Raw genomic sequence first — 22,720 nt, forward strand, 5'->3', positions numbered from 1 at the left:
TTCTTCATTAACATTATATGAATATTTTAACAGAGTAGAAAAAAATTTTTCGTACGATAATTATATTAGATGAACCATATGAAGTAGTTTAATTAATAAATTAAAATAATTAAAAAATAATTAATGTTAATAGACATTATTTTTCTTATAGATTATAATGTTTATAAATAATATGAAATTAATGTCAAAAAATAAGTGAATTTGTCTATGAAGAAGGGAGGTGGAATATGAGTGTTCTATAACAAAGACTTTAAGAAAAAGAAGATTTTTAATATATTTATAATAAGTTTTGTAAGCTTTATGTTTGTAGGACTTTTGATCCCTTATATAAATCCACCTGTCACAAACGCACAACAACAGGAGAAAAATATTTTACTTATAAATTCTTATGATAGTACTTATACATGGACAATAGATCAAACCGATGGAATATTAAGAAAGTTTAAGGAAGCTGAACCAAAATCCAAGGTATATGTTGAGTATATAGATTGGAAGAATAGTCCGTATGAAGAGAATTTGGATAAGTTTAAGCAATTGATTAAATATAGGTATAAAAATAAGAAGATAGATTTAGTTATGACAACTGATGATGCTGCCTTAAATTTTTCACTTAAAAATAGACAAGAGTTATTTGGAGATATACCTATTGTCTTTTCTGGTGTATTTGATGAAGCTGCAAAAAGAATGACCGATGGTTATGATAATGTTTACGGAGTATTTGAAGAGGACGATATTAAAGATACAGTGAAATCAGCAATGCATATATATCCGCATAAAAAGAAGCTATATGTTGTTCATGACAATACTGAAACTGGAATAGCATCCTTTAGAGAAGTTGAAGAAACATTAAATAGTCTAAATAGTAATGTTGAATTAAAGGAAGTTAACAAGTTATCGCTAAGCAACTTAGAAGCGAGTATTCCTGTAATAGATAAAGACAGTATTGTACTTGTCACAACTTATGCAAGAGACAATGAAGGCAAAACAGTACAAAATGAAGAACTTACAGATATGTTAAGCAAAAAGTTATTAGTTCCTATATTTGGTGTTTACAAGATGAATTTAAATCATGGGATTATAGGTGGTTATTTGCTAAGTGGAGAGGTGCATGGAGAAAGTGCAGCTGAATTAGCAATAGAGATTATTAATGGAAATATACCATCTACGTATCTACGTGAAGATAAGAAATCTATTATAGGTATATACGATAATAACATAATGAAGAAGTTTGGCATATCAAAGCAGCAGTTGCCAGCAGGTAGTGTTTTAATTAATGAAGACTTTTCTTTTTATAATACATATAAGCATCTGGTATGGGGTGTTATATCAATAATACTTATACTAACAGCCGTGGTAACAATACTAATAACAAATATACTAAGAAGAAAAAAGGCTGAAGAAGAGCTGAAAAAGAATAACTATGAACTTTCTGCTCTCTACGAAGAATTAGCCGCTTCAGACGAGGAACTGAGACATCAATATATAAGGTTAGAAGAGAATAGAGACATTATTCAAAAAAATGAAGAAATGTATAGATTAGTATTTGAGATGGCTAACGATGGATTATGGGAAATTAACCTAATAACTGGAGAAAGATATTTTTCAGATAGATGGTATGAAATTTTTGATTTATCAATAGAAGAATTAAGAGATATGAAAGAATGGTACAAGATAGTACATCCCGAAGACTGTCTTACTGCTTGGAACTTTGTTATTGAGGTAAGTGAAGGAAAAAGAGAAACCTTTTCATTTGATTTTAGGATTATGAAAAAAGATGGACAATATAAATGGATTCATTCTATTGGAAAATCAATGAAGGATAAGTATGGTAAACCTTTTAAAATTGTGGGTTCACACTCTGACATTCATGAGAAAAAACTTCAAGAGGATCAGATTAGGAGATTGGCATTTTTCGATTTTCTAACTGGATTGCCCAACAGAACTGAAATATCCAGAGTGTTTGATGAAATTATAAAAGAAGATAGTGAGAGAAATATAGCTGTAATATTTATGGATTTAGATAATTTTAAAAATATCAATGATTCTTTTGGACATACGATAGGAGATGATTTGCTAATAGAGGTATCTAAAAGAATTAAGTCCGTGACTGGAGACAAAGGTGTAGTTTCAAGACATGGAGGAGACGAGTTTTTGATCTTATTACCTGATGCAGTAGATGAAGAATTTATAAATTCGTATATAGAGGACTTAGTGAAAAAGTTAGGTAGTAACATATCAGTAAACGGCGTTAATGTGATAACGTCAGCAAGTTTTGGTGCAGCAATATATCCAAAAGATGGACATAATTTTGAGGAACTATTTAAAAATGCTGATACTGCAATGTACAAATCAAAAGAAGCGGGTAAAAGGACCTTCACCTTTTTTGAAAGATGGATGAATGATAATATACTTGAAATGCTTATAATGGAAAACCAATTGAGATTAGCATTAAATAAAGATGAATTTGTACTTCATTTTCAACCTAAACTATCCCTAAAGGATTCACGAATAGAAGGCTTTGAAGCTTTAATAAGATGGAACAGTGAAACTTTAGGATTTGTTTCTCCTTTTAGATTCATAACATTAGCTGAAAAAACAGGCATAATTATACAAATTGGTAAGTGGGTATTGGAAAAGTCCTGCGAGTTTATAACAAGAATTCATAACCTAGGTTATAGGGATATCAATATATCATTAAATGTATCAGTGGTGCAACTTCTGCAAGATGATTTCTTAAACATGGTAGAAGGGGTCATTGCTAAATCAAGTGTTGACTCTAACTTTATTAATTTAGAAATTACAGAATCTATACTTATGGAGTCTATAGATAAAAACATAACTAAGTTGAACAAGCTTAAAGAAAAATCTATAAAAATATCCTTAGATGATTTTGGTAAGGGATATTCATCTCTAACTTATTTAAAGGACATGCCTTTTGATACTTTAAAGATAGATAAGGTATTTATAGATGAATTATGTTCTGAAGATACAAACAAAGCAAATGAAAGTATAGTTGGTGTAATAATACAACTTGCTCACCAGATGGGACTCACTGTTGTTGCAGAAGGAGTAGAAACTGAAGAACAATATAATTATTTAATTAATAATAAATGCGATATTGTGCAAGGTTATTACATATCCAAACCGGTGCCAGAAGAGCAAGCACTAGAGCTTTTAAAGAAGTATAATTCTTGATAAATCTAAAAGTTCATATATTATGGATGTACCATTTCGTACTAGAATTTATTGTATTTAAAAACTCCCACCAGAATCAGTGAGAGTTTTTAAAATAGATTTTGGTTAGAAGTGGTACATCTTTAAGGTTGTACAAACATAAACTAATTCTCAGTTAATTCTCATTAAAGCATTGTGTGAATAACTATTTAATTTCACCAAAGACTTAATTGAATTAAAAAATTAAAAAAATGTGGAAACGTGTGTTCTTTTTGGTATAATAGTTATGGTATTCTTTTTTATTCCTTAACTTATATTGTGTTTTAAGTCGTTACACATATAGATAAACTACTTCATAATTAGAATTAATCAAAATAAAGCTTCGGAGATTCATCGAAAGCATTATTTTGATTCCAAGGATTGAAGTAGTTTATCAATTCAGAGGAATAGATATAATTAAGTTATATGGATCTAAGGAATAAAAAAAGGGAGTGTTTAAGTGGATAATGTAATAATTCACGTAGATATGGATGCTTTTTTTGCTTCAGTAGAAGTATTGGATAATCCTAGTTTAAAAGGTAAGCCAGTTATTGTTGGAGGCACATCAAATAGGGGAGTGGTAGCAACATGTTCTTACGAAGCAAGACGTTTTGGTGTTAGGAGTGCTATGCCTATATTTATGGCGAAGGAATTGTGCCCTAATGCAGTGTTTGTAAAGCCAAGATTTTGGAGATATAAAGAAATTTCTAATGATATATTTAATATATTTCGAGAAATTACTCCTTATGTTGAGCCCTTAAGTATAGATGAAGCTTATTTAGATATAAGCTATATAAGTAAAAATCCTGTAGATATAGCAAATTATATAAAAAATAGGGTTAAAAATGACATTGGACTTACGTTATCTGTTGGTATATCTTACAATAAGTTTCTGGCTAAACTTGCATCTGATTGGAATAAGCCTAATGGTCTTAAAATCATAACCAAAGAAATGGTGCCAAAAATCTTGTTTCCCTTATCTATAAACAAGATATATGGACTTGGTTCAAAGTCTGTTAAAAAGCTAAATAATATAGGAATCTTTACTGTGGAGGAATTATATAAACTCCCTGAGAATATATTTATAGAATACTTCGGTAAGTTTGGACATGATATCTATGATAGAATAAGAGGTACAGATAATAGAAAGGTCATAACATCAAGAGAAAGAAAATCTATAGGAAAAGAGACTACTCTTAGAGTTGACACAGATGAGATAGAGGAACTTAAAGAATATATAAAAGAGTTTTGTTCAGATATAAGTTCTATACTTAAAAATAAGAATGTTAGTGGAAAGACTATAATACTTAAAATAAAAACATCATCATTCGTTAGCCATACCAAAAGCAGAACGCTAAACAACTTTATAAGAGAAGAAAATGATTTGTATAATGAAGCTATAGATATATTAGAAAATCTACAATTAGAAGAGAAAATAAGGTTAATAGGATTGTCAATATCATCCTTGAAAGAGGATACAATAGAGCAAATGTCTTTTTGGAGTAAATAAATTTATATTTAGTCTATAAATATGAAAAAATGGAGATAATCGTTATAGGATATTTGCATCTGAAATTATAAACTTCTTGGGAAGGGGATTTTATATATGGAACATAAATTAGATATAGAAAGCAGTAGTGCACATCAAAACGATATGACAAAGCTTGAAGCCTCGCCTTTTGAGATTTTGATGAAATTTGGGGTAAGTGAAGAGGATGTTGTTGCAGACATAGGTTGTGGAAGAGGAAGTTTTACTATACCTCTAGGAAAAATGATAAGTAAAAATAAAATTTATGCTTTGGATAATTCAGAAAAAATGTTAGATGAAGTGGATAAAAAAGCTATATTTAGTGAGCTGAATAATATAATAACAATAAAAACTGATCATAATAATCTTAAACTGGAATCCTCTTCGATTACTTTTGCATTAGCCTGCAATGTAATTCATGAAGTAGAAGATAAGCAAACTTTTTTAAGTGAGATTAATAGAATGCTAAAGGATAATGGTAAACTAGCCCTTTTAAATCCTTCAATTCAATGTGAAGAACACCAGATTAAAGCTAAAGACCTAATATCAATAGAAGTTATAAAAGAATTATTAGCTATGACTGGGTTTAGAGTCCAAGAAGTTTTCAATTTTGATGGAAGAAGTTATGGAATATTGGCAACAAAAATATAAAGTAAAGAGACTGAAGTTATAAAGACTTCAGTCTCTTTATTTATTACGAAATTTAATTCTGTAATATAGATGTTTATTTATCTATTATAGGATAAAACATATTACTTGTAACTTACGAAAAACTCCATTACAAAAGAGTTTTGATCGTAACTGTATGAAAAACCTTTAGAATTATTTATATAATTTAATTCAGGGTGCTTTGATATTACATCTACTAATGCATTTGGTGAGAAAGTATTAGTATCGTAAATGCTTGTCTTACATATTATTGAGGTTTGTTTTTTTGATAAACCATTATAAATTATATTATAAAAGTCATTTTTATTATTTGCGAGTAGGTTATTAACTTTAAAGTAATTTGCTGCAGTATTATTGCAAGTAGGGTAGTTGCTCTTTATCCAACTGTGATCTACTGATATTTGAGCGTCCGTTACATTGAAGTAGTTATAACTTAAGAGATTTCCAGATTTAGACACTGGATCATCAAAAGTTGTGTCTAAGTGATAGTAAGCACCATTTATGCTGACAAGATTCCATGCATGGGGTACACCGTTGGCAGTTCCGGTTATTATCTTATTACTTACTCCTGCTGCGTTTAAAAGCCTATACATAGCCTCAGAGTAACCTTGACATACTGCAACTTTCTTAATAAATACTCCATAAGCTGTAAAAGAATCATTAGGAAGAGAATTAAGCTCAAGATTTTTAGAGTCATAAACAGTGTTATTTACCACATAATTATGAAGAGCCAATTCCTTATCATAATCATTCATCCCTTGTTTTATAACTGAGGCAACTATGGACTGAACCTTTGAATTCACAGAATTTATTTGTGAAGTAAAACCTTCTTTTCCTGCTTTATAATTGAAGTGTAAAACTACATTATTTCCAGTTGTATTATACTGAACATTTTCAAGGTAGCCTGCGTAACCAGTTTCACTAGCAACCTTTAAAGCAAAATCAACAAGACTTCCATTTATGGATAGCTTAGATAAATCAACTGATATATCAGTTCCAGTTTCTATTCCTTTTTTGATAGCATCATATAGAGCTGATTCAGTTGAAACATTAACTTTCGATGCATTATTGGCATTTATGTTAGAAGATTTACTTGAAGTTACTGATTTTACAGCTGATGCAGAATTATTTTTATCGACTGGTGTTTGAGCATTACTAGTTGAATTCTTATTTTTAGTAGAATTAGTAGAATTATTTGTACTTGCAGTACTCTTTGAAGAAATATCTTCAGGTGGATCATACTTTATGATATTAGGCTCACTGCTTGTACTAGCACTTGTTGCTACAACTTCATTTTTTGTGCAACCATATAATATAGTATTTAATGTTATTATAGTACAAAATATTAAAGTTAATTTTTTAAAGTTCATTTACAGTTCACCTCTTTATAAGTCTATAAATATTTCTTCTTTTTAAAATATAAAAATTCAATAATAGCTATAATTAAGGCTAATCCAAAAGAGGATATAAAGCCAAACTTATTAGATATTAAGGGCATAATCTCAAAGTTCATACCAAAAACTCCTGTAATTATGGTAAAAGGTAGAGTAAACACTGTTATAAAAGTTAAAAGTTCCATAGTTTTGTTCATCTTATTTGCAGATATTGAATTATATATATCAATGCAAGAATATATAGAGCTTTCAACATCTTCTACTATTTGAAGAGTATGGTCGAGAGAAAAAAATACCTTGTTGTACATTAGTTGTTCTGATAACTCGTCCTCTAAATAATTAACCATTGATTTATAGTAAGTGGTGTATCTTTTAATGATAGAGAGAACCTTCTTTTTCTTAAGGATTTGTTCCATTTCTACAGTTTTATCCGAAACTGCATTCTCAAAAAGTTCCTCTATAGATTCATTTAATCTCATTAGCTTGTCGCTATAGACAAAAGATAAATACTCAAATAAATGAAGTAGCAGTGATTTTGCGTTGATATTTATATCAGCAATTAATTTTTCTTTTAGGAATTCTATACAAGCAGTATCCTTCAGATTTAAAATCAAAGTTTCTTTGAATAAGATAGCTTCTAATATGTATTTACTATTAGTATTTAAATAGGGGATACTTAAAAGTATTGTATCTTTGTCCTTATGCGTAATATCTCTACTTATAGTATTTACAGTACCTTTGCGAGGACTTCTAAAGAAAGCCTCACTTTTGTCCTGTGATATATATAAAAGTGTATTTGAATCAATATCTTTTAGATTGTCCACTGCTGTATTATCTATAGCATGTCCATCTTTATAAAAAATATAAGCCATGATGTGCCTCCAAAAGAACAATGTGTCTACTGCCAGATTTTTCTCATATACGTTGAGAAAAGCAGATGCGGAAATAAAGGTAGAACTAGCGATTTTCTACGGGGGATCTCTATAGACAATTATATGATAAATATAGTTTAGTAACAACTATGATTATTATGGGAGTTAGGGATAGAAATAAATAAAAGTTTGCTAAATAGTTAAGAATCCTCACATGATAACAGTTTCTATAAATCATGTAAGGATCCTTAAATCTAATCTAAACTAATTTTGGTAGGCTTTCAGCAAATTTGTAAAAGTCTTCATATGTACCTTTGTGGTCTGCATTAGCTATATCTTCGGATCTTTTTAGTAAGTTATCAGTTATGAGATAAGTCTCAATTCCTAGCTTACCAGCAATCATATCTTCTTCTACATCATTACCAACCATCATGCAGTCATTAGCATTTTTTCCTAAATCATTTAATATTTCTTCATAGAATTTAACCTGTGGTTTACAGTAATGATTCTTTTCATATGAAGATATATAGATGAAGTCACTGGCATTTAAGCCTGCCCAGCTTATTCTATGAAGTATTGCTTTAAGAGGGAAAAGTGGGTTTGTTGCTATAACCAGTTCATAGCCTTTTTCCTTTAGTATGGCAACACTTTTTTGTATATACTTATTTTCATATACAGCTTTTTTAGCATTTAAAAAACCTGAATCATAAAAACTATAAAATCTTTCTTTATATGTATTTATGTCTGTCTCTATTCTAGCTGCAAAGTCTTCCATAAATACTTCTTCATTAGTTTTAAAATCTAAATTCCTTACCATAGCTTCAGTAGAGGCCCATATGTTTTTAGCTAAAGTTTTTCCATCAATAAGATCTGAAAGGTATATAGCCATTTCAGTAAAGTATATTTTTGTGAATTCATCTGTGTCCATAGGCAGTAAAGTTCCATCTAAGTCAAATAATATAGTATTCATAAAATTCTCCCATCTAACCTTTTATTTACTCATACGTTGAAATTAAGTTGATGCTACCTCCAATACTTTAATTAAAGTTTATAAATAGCAATGTATACTTGTATAAACTAAAAGAAAGCATAATAAATATTATAATAAAATAATTTTATTAATACAATGTTTTGTAACAGCTTGTTTTTAGAAAAAACAAAATGTCTATACTAGTTAACATGTTACTATTGTTGTTGCAAATGTTTACTGATAAATTTTTTAATTATAAAATGAGGTAAAAGGAGTGGTGATTGTGATATACGAAAAATTAAGTAAATTTCCAGATAATTTTCTTTGGGGATCAGCTTCAGCAGCATATCAAGTAGAAGGTGCATGGGATGAAGATGGAAAAGGACCTTCTGTATGGGATATATATACTAAACTACCTGGAACTACATATATGGGAACAAATGGTGACGTTGCAGTAGATCATTATCACAGATACAAAGAAGATGTTGCCCTTATGAAAGAGATGGGGTTAAAAGCCTACAGATTTTCAATAGCTTGGAGTAGAATTTACCCAAGTGGAAAAGGTCAAGTTAATGAAGAAGGCTTAAAATTCTATGATGATCTTATAAATGAATTAATTGCAAATGACATAGTACCTCTTATAACTATATACCATTGGGATGTTCCTCAAGGATTAATGGATGCATATGGTGCATGGGAATCAAGAGAAATAATAGATGATTTTAATGAATATTGTATAACTTTATTTAAGGCTTATGGTGATAGAGTAAAACATTGGGTTACTTTAAATGAACAAAATGTATTTATAGGTCTAGGATATGGTACGGCTTTACATCCACCTGGAGTAAAGGATCAAAAGAGACTTTATGCAGCAAATCATATTGCATTTTTAGCAAATGCTAAAGCAATACAATCTTTTAGAAAAATAGTTCCAGATGGAAAGATAGGGCCAAGTTTTGCTTATTCACCAACATATCCAGCAAGCAGTAAGCCAGAAGATATATTAGCTTTTGAAAATCATGAGGAGCTAACTAGTCATTGGTGGATGGATGTTTATGTTAAGGGCGAATATCCAAAGGCTGCGTATAAATATTTAGCAAGCAAAGGCTTAGCACCAAAAATAGAAGAAGGAGATATAGAACTTCTTAAGAGTGGTACTCCTGATTTTATGGGTGTTAATTACTATAGAACAGCTACTGTGGAAATGAATCCATTAGATGGTGTTGGAGAAGCTAAGATGAATACTTCTGGTAAAAAAGGAACTACTCAAGATGGTGGTATCCCAGGCGTATTTAAATCTAAGAGAAATGAGCATTTAGAAGCTACTAACTGGGATTGGGAGATAGACCCAGAAGGTTTAAGAGTAGGACTTAGAAGAATAACTAATAGATATGGATTACCTATATTGATAACAGAAAATGGACTTGGTGAATTTGACAAGTTAGAAGAAAATGATGTTATTAATGATGATTATAGAATAGCTTATTTAGAAGCTCACGTTAAAGCTTGCAAAGAAGCAATAACCGATGGGGTAGAACTTATAGGTTACTGCACTTGGTCTTTCACGGATCTTTTAAGCTGGCTTAATGGATATCAAAAACGTTACGGTTTTGTCTATGTAAATAAGGATGAAACTGGAGATAAGGATTTAAGAAGAATCAAAAAGAAGAGTTACTATTGGTATAAAGAAGTAATAGAAACCAATGGTGAGAATGTATAAAAGTATTACTTCATAATTAAAAAATGTTTTTAAATTATTTCATAAGTATTTATGAAAACTTTAAATATAGCATATAATATGAAGTGAAAAATTATAAATAGCAAACCCTTATAGTTAATATATAATAAGTTCCAAACTTGAACTTGCACCTATTAGAGGTAGTATAAGAATATTGTATTCTTACCTATATCTAGTAGGTGATTTTTTTCATTTAGCACCTAGTTGAATTATGGACTAGATTTAGAAAGTGTAAGCAGGATAAATTGTATATTAGGCTTTTAAGATAAATTATTAGACAATTCTAAGAATTTTTCGAATTTGTAAGATTTCGTTAGCTATGATATCATTATAGCTATAATGTTTTAGGAGGTATTAAAAGTATGGACCCGAGCCCGTATGGTAGTATTTTGTTTCAATTATTATTAATAGTGTTTTTAACACTTATAAATGCATTTTTCTCATCTGCAGAAATGGCTATAATTTCTTTAAATAAGAACAAGGTTAGAAATCTTGCTGAAAAAGGAAATAAGAAAGCCATATCTTTAATAAAACTTTTGGACGAACCTAGTAACTTTTTAGCAACTATACAAGTTGGTATAACCCTTGCAAGCTTTTTTGCTAGTGCATCTGCTGCTACAGGAATAAGTGGTGAGTTTTCTGTATTCTTAGAAAAGTTTAATATACCGTATAGCAGTCAAATATCTTTGGTGGTAATAACTATTTTATTATCATATTTTACACTAGTATTTGGAGAATTGTTCCCAAAAAGAGTTGCGCTTCAGAACTCAGAAGCCATAGCTATGTTTTCTGTAATGCCAATTGTATTTGTTTCAAAAATAAGTAGTCCTTTTGTAAAATTCCTTTCAGGATCCACTAATTTATTGCTAAGACTTGTTGGAATAGATGGCAAAAACTTAGAGGAAAAAGTTTCTAAAGAAGAGATAAAATCCTTAGTTCAAGTTGGACAAGAGCATGGTGTTATAAATGAGACCGAAAAGGAAATGATAGAAAGTATAATAGAGTTTGATGACAAGCTTGCAAAAGAAGTAATGACTCCAAGAACGGAAGTGTTTTTAATAAATATAAATACTCCTATAAGAGAAATTTCTTCTAAGCTATTAAATGAAAACTTCTCTAGAGTTCCAGTTTATGAAGGTCATATTGATAATATAATAGGTATACTATATATGAAAGATTTCTTCTTCCAGGCAAATAAGACAGGGATAGATAAGATTAATATAAGAAGCATATTAAGAACTCCTTATTTTGTTCCTGAAACTAACAATATAGATACTCTGTTTAAAGAACTGCAAGACTCTAAGAATCACATGGCTATTCTTATAGATGAATATGGTGGATTCTCAGGGGTAGTATCTATAGAAGACTTAATAGAAGAAGTTATGGGAAATATCTTTGATGAGTATGATGAGAATGATAATGAAAGTGAAATTAAGAAGTTAGATAATGACACTTATTTAATAGATGGACTTTTATCGATAAATGATGTTAATGAACATCTACATCTAGATATAGAAACTGACAACTTTGATACCATAGGTGGATTTCTTGTAAGTATGATAGGAAAGATACCTAAAAGTGACGAAGAGAAAATAGTTGAATATAAAAATGTTATGTTTAAAGTAGAGGAAGTTGGAGATAAAAGAATTAAAAAGATAAAAGCATGCATGACAAGATAATATAGATTTTTTAGATTAGTTAAAAACCTTTGTTGAAAAACAAAGGTTTTTTTATGTGAAGAAAAGCCGCTTAAGTAAAATTTTTATTGTACTTACATGGACTAATCCGCTTTAGAGCATAATAACAATAGGGAATGTTAAAATACAATGTTATTCATCCTTAAGGAGCTTATGAAAAGAAATTTTCATAAGAATTCTGAAGCATAGTCTAATGCTAGAGGTTGAAGGTATTTAGAAGATAAAGGTTTATAGTACTTGGTGCATAGTATAAGGGGGCATTTTTAATGAAGAAGTTTTTAGCGGTAGTGATAACTTTAGCAATTCTTGGTTTTTCCATATGGAAGTTTGGATACATAGCTAGGAATAGGTTTTCTGTATATAGAGAGGATAACATCAAATACATTACTAAGGTAGATGCTAAAGATTTCTATACTTATGAACTAGGAAAGTGGAAAAAGAGCTTTATAAAGGGAGTAAATATAGGTGCAGCTAAGCCAGGTAGCTTTCCAGGAGAACATGCAATAACCAAGGAAGAATATAAAAGGTGGTTTAAATATATAAGTGAGATGAATGCTAATAGCATAAGGGTATATACTATTTTAAAACCAGAGTTTTATGAGGCTCTTTATGAATACAATAAGGAATCTATCAAGCCTTTATACCTCTTTCAAGGTATTTGGATTAATGAAGAAGATATAGCAAATATAAAAAATGCAGAAGATCAAAAAATAAAAAAACAAGTAAAAGCAGATATAAAGACATTAGTAGATGTGATTCATGGAAAGGCAGAATTGCCAGAAAAGAAAGGTTATGCCAGTGGTGTTTATAAAAAAAACATATCTAATTACGTAGCAGGATGGATACTTGGTATTGAGTGGGATCCTGAGTTTGTATTAAATACAAATGCTCTTAATAAAGATAATGTTAGTTATGATGGGAAGTATTTATATACAAATAATGCATCTCCTTTTGAAAAGTTTCTTTGTGAGTTAGGGGATTATGCCATAGAGTATGAATCAACAAGCTATAAGATGCAAAGACCAACTAGTTTTACCAATTGGGTAACTACTGATATGCTGTCGCATCCAAATGAACCTTTATCTACTGAGGATATGGCAGTAGTAAATCAAGAACACATAAAAAGTAAAAGTTCTTTTAAACCAGGATTATTTGCATCTTATCATATATACCCTTATTATCCTGATTTGATGAATTATCAGCATGAATATGCACAGTTTAAAGATGCGAATGGGAAAACAAATACGTATAGAGCTTATTTAAAGGATCTCAGAAAACAACATACAACTCCGGTTCTTGTAGCTGAGTTTGGTATTCCTGCATCTAGAGGTAAGGCTCATGAAAATATACATATGGGATTTAACCAAGGAGATATCGACGAAAAGAGCCAAGGAGAGATGGATAAGTTTATGCTCCAGAATATATATGATGAAGGATATTGTGGAGGTTTTGTATTCACATGGCAAGATGAATGGTTTAAGCGAACTTGGAATACTATGGATTTTGATATTCCAGAGAGAAGAGCTTATTGGTCAAATCCTCAAACCAATGAGCAGGAATTTGGAGTTTTAGCTTTTGATCCTGGAAAGAAAGCTAGTGTATGTTATGTTGATGGGAATGCTGATGAATGGGAAGATAGTAAACTTTTGGCCAAAGGCAGTGATTTTAGCGTTTATGCTAAACAGGATGAAAAATATTTATATCTATATGCAAAGGTAGATAATTTCAATTTAGAAAAAGATAAGTTTATTATTCCAATAGATGTAACACCTAGTTCAGGTAGTTTATCTCTTAAGGATACTAATATAAGTTTTCAAAGATCAGTAGACTTTATTGTAAATATTGATGGTAAAAGTAATTCAAGAATTATGGTACATAGTTATTACGATTCTTTTTATTATCTCTATGCAAAACAATTAAAGATGATAGATAGAAATACAGCGTTTGAGAATAAGGACAACAATATATTTAATCCAATGTATTTATGTCTTAATAAAGAGTTATTACTGCCTCAAGATAAAGTTGTTATACCTTTATCAAAGTATGAAACTGGGAGACTAACTTTTGGTGATGGCAATCCAAAACATGATACCTTTAACTCATTAACAGACTTTAATGTTAATGGCGATAATATAGAAATAAGAATTCCATGGCAATTATTAAACTTTATGGATCCATCTACAAAGAGTATAATGAAGGACTTTAATGTTTATGGAATTAAGGCTACAAAAGTTGATGGTATATATATAGGAGGAATTCATATAAGCAATAATAAAGTCATAAACAGTAATGATATGGGGTATTTCACCTTAAATGAATGGAATAACCCAAGTTTTCATGAGAGGCTTAAGCCTTCCTATTACATATTAAAAGAGGCGCTTAAAGATATAGGAGGACAGTAGATTGAAGAATAAATCACTTTTAATGGCAAGCAAGGATGACAAAATGACCGAAGGAAAAATTTTAATTGTTGATGATGATGCGGCCTTAACCTCAATAATGGTTAGTAGGTATAAAGATAAGAAATACTCTGTTGCAGTAGCTGATAATGCAAATGAAGCGCTAGTATTAATGAAATACACCATGTTCAATCTTCTTATAATCGATTTTTATATGGATACGATGTATGCAGATGAATTTATAAGAAAGGTTAAAAGATTAGATGATAATATTAATATAGTAGTTTTATCAGCTCAGAAATCAACTGAAAATATAGATTATATTTTAGAGATTGGAGCAAGTGAAATTGTGAAAAAGCCATTTTCACCAAGAGAGATGGATGAAATCATAAAAAAGTATATAAAAGAATGATGGTGAATTCATGGAACAGTATATATATTATTCTATAATTCTTTTCAGTACCATAGTGGCATTTCTTTATGTATATATAATAGTAGAAAAAAGTATAGAAAAGATAGCTAGAAAACAGAGAGCTAAGTACGAGAAGCAATTAATTCCTGAGATAGATTCTATAATCAATAAGGTAATAGATACTGAAAATACAAATGATATTAATATTGATGAAAAGAGACTTAAGAAAATACTTAGGAGTAATATAAGAAGGAGCATAGTAGAAGAACGAATAAGCTATTACCTTGAAAATTTTACAGGCGAATTTAGAGAAATCTTAATACAATTTTGCGAAGATCATAAAATTGTAGACAATGAATTGAAAGAATTAAATACAAGAAATATATATAAGAAAGCACTGTGCTGTAAAAGGCTAGGAGAATTAAGAAGTAAAAAGGCCACAAAAGATTTATTAGAACAAATACCAACCTCTATACAAGATATAAAATATAATGCACTTTTAGCTTTAGCTAAAATAGGGGATGAACAAAGTTTTATAGATGCTTTCTCGAGGATAAATGGATCAATTCTACTAAGTGAAAGAAGTCTAATTGAAATAATAGATAGCTTTGAAGGAAATAAAAGTTTCGTGTATTCAAAAATGATAGATGCAGAAGATGAATTTATAGGTTCCTTATTTATAAAGTCTGCAGGAAATTCAGTAGAGTATGCTTTGATAAAGCCAATAGCAAGATATTTAGATAGTAGTTCTAAAGAAAGAAGAATAGCAGCTATTAAGGCTTTAGGAAATATGAAAGATATTGGGTATATAAATAAGATTTCTAATCTTTTAGATGATGAAAGTTGGGAAATTAGGGCTTTAGCTGCTAAAACTCTGGGAAGATATAGTGATACAGATAGCATACCTAAATTAATTGATAAGTTATCTGATAGACAATGGTTTGTAAGATATAATTCTGCTGTTTCTATACTTAAATTAGATAAAGGGTTAAAGTATGTGTATAAGGTATTTGAAGGACAGGATAAATTTGCTAAAGATATAATAATATCAGCTATGGAAGATATGGATCTATTGGCGAGAATATTTGATGATGAAAACCACAAATACTATGATGAAAAATTAGCTGTGCTTATAAAAGACTATATTGATAACGGTGGTGAAACAAAAGATGAGTAATATTTTAAGGGAAGTAATTTTAGCGTTTAACCACTTTATCTTATATTATGTTCTTATTGTTAATGGAGTCTATTTTATTCAACTTATATTATCAAGCTTTAATTTATATGATTATATAAGAAAGATGAGATACTCCAACCACAAAAAATATACCGAATCTGATAATATGATTCCTATATCAGTATTAGTGCCTGGATATAATGAGCAGGAAACCATAGTCGACAACATAAAATCTCTTCTGGCCTTGAACTATCCTACATTTGAAATAGTAGTTATTAATGACGGATCTAAAGATGAAACTCTACAAAGAGTAATAGAAGCATTTAAGCTCAGAAAGGTGTATCAACCTGTAAGATATAGAGTTGCAACTAACGAGATCAAAGCAGTATACAAAAATGTAGATATACCTAAGCTAGTAGTGGTAGATAAGGTAAATGGAGGTAAGGCCGATGCCTTAAATGCAGGAATAAACATATCTAGATATCCAGTGTTTGCATCTATTGATGCTGATTCAATATTAGAAAGTGACTCCTTAGTAAGAGTGATAATGCCTTTTGTAGAGGATAAACTCACAATAGCTGTAGGAGGAATAGTTAGGATCGCAAATGGAAGTACAATAGATAATGGCAAGATAAAAGAAATAAGGCTTCCTAAGAATAGGGTAGCGATGTTTCAGATAGTCGAGTATCTTAGAGCGTTTTTAACCGGCAGAATGGGTTGGGATTCAATTGATGCTTTGCTTATAATATCAGGAGCTTTTGGAGCGTTTAAAAAAGAGAGTGTTATAGAAGTTGGAGGCTACACTGTTAAAACTATAGGTGAAGATATGGAGCTAGTAGTAAGGCTTCATAGAATTATGAGAGAAAGAAAAGAGAAATATAGAATAAAATTTATACCAGACCCAGTTTGCTGGACGCAAGCACCTGAGAAATTCAAAGATCTAAGAGTACAACGAAGAAGATGGCAGATCGGACTTATGGATAGTTTATTCAAACATAAAAGGTTGTTTTTTAATCCTAGATATGGAAAGATAGGCATTTTAGCAGCTCCTTATTTTTGGGTATTTGAGATGATTGGACCTGTAGTAGAAGTAGTTGGATATGTATTTATTCCTTTATCTTATTTTTTTGGGGTGCTTAATATTAGATACTTCATACTCTTTTTAGCTTCATCTATACTATATGGAGTTATACTTTCTATAGGAGCAATACTATTAGAGGAATACACCTTTAATAAGTACCCATCAATATGGCAGCTAATTAAATTAACCTTTTATGGAATAATAGAGAACTTTGGATATAGGCAGATGACTACGTTATATAGATTAGAAGGTATAATTAAGTTTAGAAAGCTAAAAGGTAGTTGGGGTAGCATAAAAAGGAAGAAATTTCAAGGATAAAACAATACATAAAGATGTACCACTTCGTACTAAAGTTTATATTTTTAAAGCCTCTTACCAGAACCTGTGAGAACTTTAAAAATAGATTTTAGATTGAAGTGGTACTTTTTATCTATATTTAGCAATTTATATCGGTATTATTGATTTATAGTTTCATTTCTTATTTGTTCTAAGTCAGCATTATCAAAGTCAGAGACAACTTTAATAACTCCGTAAATATTATTATCTTTTTCAATAAAATAAGTATCTTCTTTATCAAATTTTATATCTAATTGTCCAATATAATTGCTTATTGTGAAGCTGGTAATCTTAGTATTAGTGGTAAATCCTATAATGTCATACTTACCATCGGCATTATTCATACCATCTAAATTAAGAGAAACCTTAGCTGTGAGACCTTTTTTTAATACCCAAACTAAAGGCTCAAATTCATTATTGTTAGCTTTAATCGAAAGACTTTGTGTTACACCATCAATTTTAGCTTTTACAACTATTTTATCAGTAGGTATACTAGAGATAGGCTGACCGTATAATTGTGGTTCCTTTGCAGCACCTCCAGCAGGAGAACAGCAACTTGCTCCAGCAGCAGATTGTTGTTGATCTGATTGTGCCTTAGAAACGTCTTCTTGAGATACATTTCCTAAGTCATCAACAACTTTGATCTTACCAGTAATCATCCCCATCCAACAGCTATAATCAATATCTTTATCAGTAGGAGTGAACTCAATTACATTTTCACCTGATTTTAGTTTTTTACTTATGTTTAGATTAGGAAATACAATTTCATTATTACAAGAAGTTATAAGTTTTCCATCAATAACTATCTTGGCAGGCACATTTTTCTGAAGAAATACTACATTAGGAGAATAACCTTTGTTATCGGCAGTTAAGTTAATAACTTGTTTGCCATCTACTAATTTTCCCTTGTTATCATCAGACATCTTAACATTAGAAGCTAAGTTTTTACCACTTAACATAGACATAGGTGATATATTGAAGCCCAGAAGGGTAAATCCTCTGTTAGCCATGATAAAGCCTAATAATATAACTATAATTCCACTGACTTTTAGCAGCTTTTTAGTTTTGCCACTGTTAAGAAAACTTGCAAAAGCTCCAAATATAAGCATAAGTGGGATAGTACCTAAGGCGAAGATGAACATAGAAATAGCACCTTTAATTGGACTACCGGTAGCAAGGGCGTATAATTGCATTGTTTGAAGAGGTCCACAAGGCATCAAGCCATTCATTAGACCAACAACTAATGGTTTACCTGCTATTGATTTTTTTGAATTACAATTTGACCAAGGGAGTTTAAGGCTAATAGACCTAAAAAATTTAAATCCAGCCAAATTAAATCCCATTATCACCATAAAAACTCCGGCTATTATAGATATTAATGCTTGAGTCCCTATAGTTATAGTAAATACAGATCCTATAGCGCCTACTAGTCCACCTAATAGTGTATAAGATATTAATCTTCCAAAGTTATAAAAAAGTGAAGGTTTTAGGTTTGAAAATTTATTTGCACCTTTTATTGATATACTTTGAGAAAGCATTATACCTCCACACATACCTACGCAATGTAGTGAAGTGAAGATACCTATTACAAATAGCATAACGTATGTAGTATTTGTTCCTAGTTTAGAACTCATATCAAAGCCGATAGAATTCTGCCCTAATTTTATAAATACAAATGCTATAAGTATTATTGCAATTATAGGTAATATTTCAGTTTTAGCAGAATTACTTTGTGATAAAGTATTTCCTGTGACTGTGTAACCTATCTCTTCTATTGCTCCACATATCTTCCCATAAGAGCATTTTTCATTGTCGAATTTTACATAAACCGATGAGCTATTATAACTAGCCTTTACTTCTAATATTCCAGAAAGAGTTTTCAAAGAATTAGTTATTCTATTTTCGCAAGAAGTACAGGTCATGTCATTAACGTTAAGGTTTATACTTTTTATTGCCATTCTATCACCCCTATAACATTTTACACCTCAAATTTATTTATCTTATGGATTGTTTATTCGTGAAAAAATATCATCATACTAATTATGATATCTATTTTATATGAATTCTTTATGAAGAAACAGAAAAAACTTAATATAACCTTTTAATTTCAATACAATTCCAAGTATAAAATAAAAACTACCAGAAATATTTCTGGTAGTTTTTATGCTATTTCATTGATTCTAGTAGAGCCTTCATGCTTTCTCTTATACTTAAAAGTTTTTCTGGTGACAGCTTTGTATTTTCCAATAACTTTTGAGGAATACATTCAGCTGACAATTTTTTATTCTTGCCTTCTTCAGTAAGCTTTATTATAACGTTTCTTTCGTCTTCTTTATCTCTAATTCTCTCTATTAAATTAGAAGCTTCTAACTTTTTCAATAATGGTGTTAAAGTACCAGAATCAAGATATAGCTTGGTTCCTAATTCTTTTACAGTTACACTATCCTTTTCCCAAAGTGAAAGTAGAGTTATATACTGTGTATAAGTAAGACCTAGCTCGTCGAGATAAGGTCTATATCCCTTGATTATTTCTTTGGAACAAGCATAAATAGCAAAGCAAAGCTGATTATCTAATTTTAACATTTCATCTTTTAATTCGTTATCTTCCATTGTTACACGTCCTTTAAAAGTTTATTTATATCCTCCTCAATCTTTGAAGGAACTGTAGTTGGAGCAAATCTGTCTACTACATTTCCATTTGCATCAACTAAGAATTTTGTGAAATTCCACTTAACAGCTTTATTTAAAAGTCCACCTTTTTGAGAAGTTAAATATTTGTAGATAGGGTGAGCATTTTCACCATTTACATCAATCTTCTCAAACATCTTAAAAGTTACTCCATAGTTTAGCAGACAAAAACTTTTGATATCTTCACTGTTTCCAGGATCTTGACTAGCAAATTGGTTGCAAGGGAATCCAAGAATCTCAAAGTTTTTATCTTTAAGCTTATTATATAAATCCTCTAGTTCTTTAAATTGAGGTGTGAGACCACACTTACTCGCAGTGTTTACTATAAGTAATACTTTACCCTTATAATCAGAAAAGTCAACCTCTCTACCATCTATATCTATAGCTTTAAAATCATATATACTCATTTTTAATACCTCCAATAATATTGAGTTTAATTAAATTGCATAAAATTAAATTGATAATATAAATATATCATTTATATATCTAAATGTAAATAGTTCTTCTTTGAACGAATTAAAATAAAATGAAAATTAGAAATTTTATTACCAGTATTCAAATTAAAATTATCGATAATATATTAATAGCTTTTACTGATAACAACTAGATATTCATGAAATATAGCATAAATTTTATATAAATTATAATAAAGCTTCTATATAACTTTCCATACTTAAAGGATCAACAGGAGATTCAAATCTTCCGATTATCTTACCATTTCTATCAACAAGGAATTTAGTGAAGTTCCACTTTATAGAATCATCTATTAAAGATTCAGGGAATTTTTCTTCTAAAAATGCACTAAAGAATTTTTGCTGGGGATCATTTAAATTAAAACCTCTAAAAGGTTTTTCTGATGCAAGGTAATTGAATAATGGTAGAGCATCTTTTCCTCTAACATCTGCTTTTTCAAACATATTAAATGTTACTCCATAATTGATGGAACAAATATTTTTTACATCTTCATTTGAGCCAGGTTCTTGATTTTCAAATTGATTTGAAGGAAAACCTAAAATCTCTAACCCATTATCTTTATATTTTTCATATAATTTTTGTAGATCTTCAAGTTGTGGCGCAAATCCGCATTTAGTTGCTGTATTAACAATGATTAAAACCTTACCTTTGTATTTAGATAATTCTATTTCTTTTCCATCGATGTTGTTTACTTTAAAATCATAAATAGCCATTTTAAACATCTCCTAATTATATATTATAAAATTTAATTGTATAAAACTGAATTGCATACACATATAATAGCACGAGAAGTTTTTATTGTAAATATAAATATTAAAAATTAATTTATAAAATTAATTTTTTACTATATGAATCTGCTAGTCCACCATAAAACACATATTTTAAAACTATCATTCCAGAACTCAAAGGAGTTTTAAAAATAGATTTTGAAGCGAAGTGATACATAGTGAGTGAGTGTGGCAAATCAAGTGAAACGTTGACATTTCAATGTATTAGTGCTATATTTAGTCATGTATTTAAAACCTTATAAGGGGTAATATTATGAAGATAACACAGGAAGTAGATTATGCTTTAAGAGTAGTTTTATACTTTTGCAAATTAGATTACGGTACAAAGATAGAAGCAAGATCAATATCAGAACATGAAAAAGTTCCTATAAGATTTTTGCTTAAGATACTTAGAAAATTGACACATGCGAAGATTGTTAGTTCTTATAGGGGTGTTAATGGTGGTTATTCATTAGCAAGACTTCCACAAGAAATACATTTGAATGATGTTATAGAAGCAATAGATGGGCCTACTTATGTTGCAAAATGTATAGGTGAGCCTGAAATGTGTAATGCAAATAGATCTGGAAGATGTCAGCTACATAATGCTTTGAATAGAATTCAAAATATAGTTGATGAACAGCTAACTGGCATAACCTTTGATGATATAATGAATAATAGATTTAATTAGGGATTGATATTCCCTAATTTTTTTATTCTTTTAAAACTGCTATCGAGTTTTTTACTCAATAGCAGTTTTTGTTTTTATATAGATAAACTACTTCATATTAGAATTTATCCAAATAAAGCTTCGTAGAACCATCGAAAGCTTTATTTGGAGTTTAATGATTGAAGTAGTTTATCAGTTCAGCGGAATAGATAATCCAGTTCTGGCTAATAAAACTAGGCTATATTTCTGTTAACTATTAATGGCAATAGGATTATAAGATATAGATTCTATTTGGAACTGGTTTATCTATAGATAAACTACTTCACATTAGAATTTATGTTTTTAAATTCTCTGCTCAGAACCCAGCAGAGTTTTAAAAATAGATTTCAGATCGAAGTGATACATCTTTATAGGGTTCCTAGTTCAACTATTAATTTATACATGCCCAAAATTCTCTAGAAGCCGAGATTTCCGAACAAGTATAAATTAAGTTTCGATATAGGAACCCTTTATAGGTATCCTAGGTCTAAGTTTAAGTTATACTGAATAACCACAATTTTTCTTCAAATACTAAACATACGGAGAAAGGTGGTTGAATTATGGGTAGAAATCATTTAAAAGTAGAATCTTTGCAT

The 22,720-nt window shown here is 29.9% G+C and carries 17 protein-coding genes; 10 read left to right on the top strand and 7 right to left on the bottom strand.

The window, feature by feature from the left end:
- Nucleotides 1-231: 231 nt before the first annotated feature.
- The 3 genes from JHL18_RS17250 (at nucleotide 232) to JHL18_RS17260 (ending at nucleotide 5,392) form a co-directional block, all read left to right on the top strand.
- On the top strand, nucleotides 232-3,195 hold the full coding sequence (locus JHL18_RS17250) for an ABC transporter substrate binding protein (RefSeq protein WP_200271522.1): 2,964 nt from the start codon (nucleotides 232-234) through the stop codon (nucleotides 3,193-3,195).
- Nucleotides 3,196-3,673: 478 nt separating this feature from the next.
- The gene (locus JHL18_RS17255; protein WP_200271524.1) at nucleotides 3,674-4,723 is read left to right on the top strand and encodes a DNA polymerase IV; all 1,050 of its coding nucleotides are present in this window, start codon (nucleotides 3,674-3,676) and stop codon (nucleotides 4,721-4,723) included.
- A 96-nt stretch (nucleotides 4,724-4,819) separates the two neighbouring features.
- Entirely contained in the window at nucleotides 4,820-5,392 is a 573-nt protein-coding gene (locus tag JHL18_RS17260; protein ID WP_200271526.1) for a class I SAM-dependent methyltransferase, read from the top strand.
- A gap of 101 nt (nucleotides 5,393-5,493) precedes the next feature.
- Here JHL18_RS17260 and JHL18_RS17265 read toward each other — a convergent pair whose 3' ends face one another.
- The 3 genes from JHL18_RS17265 to JHL18_RS17275 all read right to left on the bottom strand — a co-directional run bounded on the left by JHL18_RS17265 (nucleotide 5,494) and on the right by JHL18_RS17275 (nucleotide 8,646).
- A complete protein-coding gene (locus JHL18_RS17265; protein ID WP_200271527.1) occupies nucleotides 5,494-6,780 on the bottom strand; it encodes a transglutaminase domain-containing protein in 1,287 nt (428 codons plus the stop codon).
- 23 nt (nucleotides 6,781-6,803) lie between these two features.
- Nucleotides 6,804-7,676, bottom strand: coding sequence for a magnesium transporter CorA family protein (locus tag JHL18_RS17270; protein ID WP_200271528.1), 873 nt, complete (start codon nucleotides 7,674-7,676; stop codon nucleotides 6,804-6,806).
- A gap of 259 nt (nucleotides 7,677-7,935) precedes the next feature.
- On the bottom strand, nucleotides 7,936-8,646 hold the full coding sequence (locus tag JHL18_RS17275) for an HAD family hydrolase (protein ID WP_200271529.1): 711 nt from the start codon (nucleotides 8,644-8,646) through the stop codon (nucleotides 7,936-7,938).
- 283 nt (nucleotides 8,647-8,929) lie between these two features.
- On the opposite strand from JHL18_RS17275, the gene JHL18_RS17280 reads away from it, so the two are divergent.
- The 6 genes from JHL18_RS17280 (at nucleotide 8,930) to JHL18_RS17305 (ending at nucleotide 17,468) form a co-directional block, all read left to right on the top strand.
- Entirely contained in the window at nucleotides 8,930-10,366 is a 1,437-nt protein-coding gene (locus JHL18_RS17280) for a family 1 glycosylhydrolase (RefSeq protein ID WP_200271530.1), read from the top strand.
- 380 nt (nucleotides 10,367-10,746) lie between these two features.
- The gene (locus JHL18_RS17285; RefSeq protein WP_200271531.1) at nucleotides 10,747-12,063 is read left to right on the top strand and encodes a hemolysin family protein; all 1,317 of its coding nucleotides are present in this window, start codon (nucleotides 10,747-10,749) and stop codon (nucleotides 12,061-12,063) included.
- Nucleotides 12,064-12,347: 284 nt separating this feature from the next.
- Nucleotides 12,348-14,483, top strand: coding sequence for a family 2 glycosyl transferase (locus tag JHL18_RS17290; RefSeq protein ID WP_200271532.1), 2,136 nt, complete (start codon nucleotides 12,348-12,350; stop codon nucleotides 14,481-14,483).
- 1 nt (nucleotide 14,484) lies between these two features.
- A complete protein-coding gene (locus JHL18_RS17295) occupies nucleotides 14,485-14,892 on the top strand; it encodes a response regulator (protein WP_200271533.1) in 408 nt (135 codons plus the stop codon).
- Nucleotides 14,893-14,902: 10 nt separating this feature from the next.
- Nucleotides 14,903-16,069 (top strand): HEAT repeat domain-containing protein, encoded by a 1,167-nt coding sequence (locus tag JHL18_RS17300; RefSeq protein WP_200271535.1) that lies wholly within the window; start codon nucleotides 14,903-14,905, stop codon nucleotides 16,067-16,069.
- Nucleotides 16,062-17,468, top strand: coding sequence for a glycosyltransferase family 2 protein (locus tag JHL18_RS17305; RefSeq protein WP_200271537.1), 1,407 nt, complete (start codon nucleotides 16,062-16,064; stop codon nucleotides 17,466-17,468). Before JHL18_RS17300 ends, JHL18_RS17305 begins: the two co-directional genes overlap by 8 nt.
- A 137-nt stretch (nucleotides 17,469-17,605) precedes the next feature.
- Here JHL18_RS17305 and JHL18_RS17310 read toward each other — a convergent pair whose 3' ends face one another.
- From JHL18_RS17310 to JHL18_RS17325, 4 genes are all read right to left on the bottom strand, one after another.
- Nucleotides 17,606-19,444 (bottom strand): urease accessory protein UreH domain-containing protein, encoded by a 1,839-nt coding sequence (locus tag JHL18_RS17310; protein ID WP_200271539.1) that lies wholly within the window; start codon nucleotides 19,442-19,444, stop codon nucleotides 17,606-17,608.
- A 208-nt stretch (nucleotides 19,445-19,652) separates the two neighbouring features.
- On the bottom strand, nucleotides 19,653-20,096 hold the full coding sequence (locus JHL18_RS17315) for a MarR family winged helix-turn-helix transcriptional regulator (RefSeq protein WP_200271542.1): 444 nt from the start codon (nucleotides 20,094-20,096) through the stop codon (nucleotides 19,653-19,655).
- A gap of 2 nt (nucleotides 20,097-20,098) precedes the next feature.
- On the bottom strand, nucleotides 20,099-20,581 hold the full coding sequence (locus JHL18_RS17320; RefSeq protein WP_200271544.1) for a glutathione peroxidase: 483 nt from the start codon (nucleotides 20,579-20,581) through the stop codon (nucleotides 20,099-20,101).
- Between the two features lie 234 nt (nucleotides 20,582-20,815).
- Nucleotides 20,816-21,361: a glutathione peroxidase gene (locus JHL18_RS17325; protein WP_200271545.1), complete on the bottom strand. Its 546-nt coding sequence runs from the start codon at nucleotides 21,359-21,361 to the stop codon at nucleotides 20,816-20,818.
- 328 nt (nucleotides 21,362-21,689) lie between these two features.
- Between JHL18_RS17325 and JHL18_RS17330 the strand changes: the two genes are divergently transcribed.
- Nucleotides 21,690-22,106: an RrF2 family transcriptional regulator gene (locus tag JHL18_RS17330; protein ID WP_200271547.1), complete on the top strand. Its 417-nt coding sequence runs from the start codon at nucleotides 21,690-21,692 to the stop codon at nucleotides 22,104-22,106.
- The last annotated feature ends 614 nt before the right edge of the window (nucleotides 22,107-22,720 follow it).

Origin of the sequence: Clostridium yunnanense, assembly GCF_016595795.1 — a bacterium.
GTDB lineage: Bacteria > Bacillota > Clostridia > Clostridiales > Clostridiaceae > Clostridium_AR > Clostridium_AR yunnanense.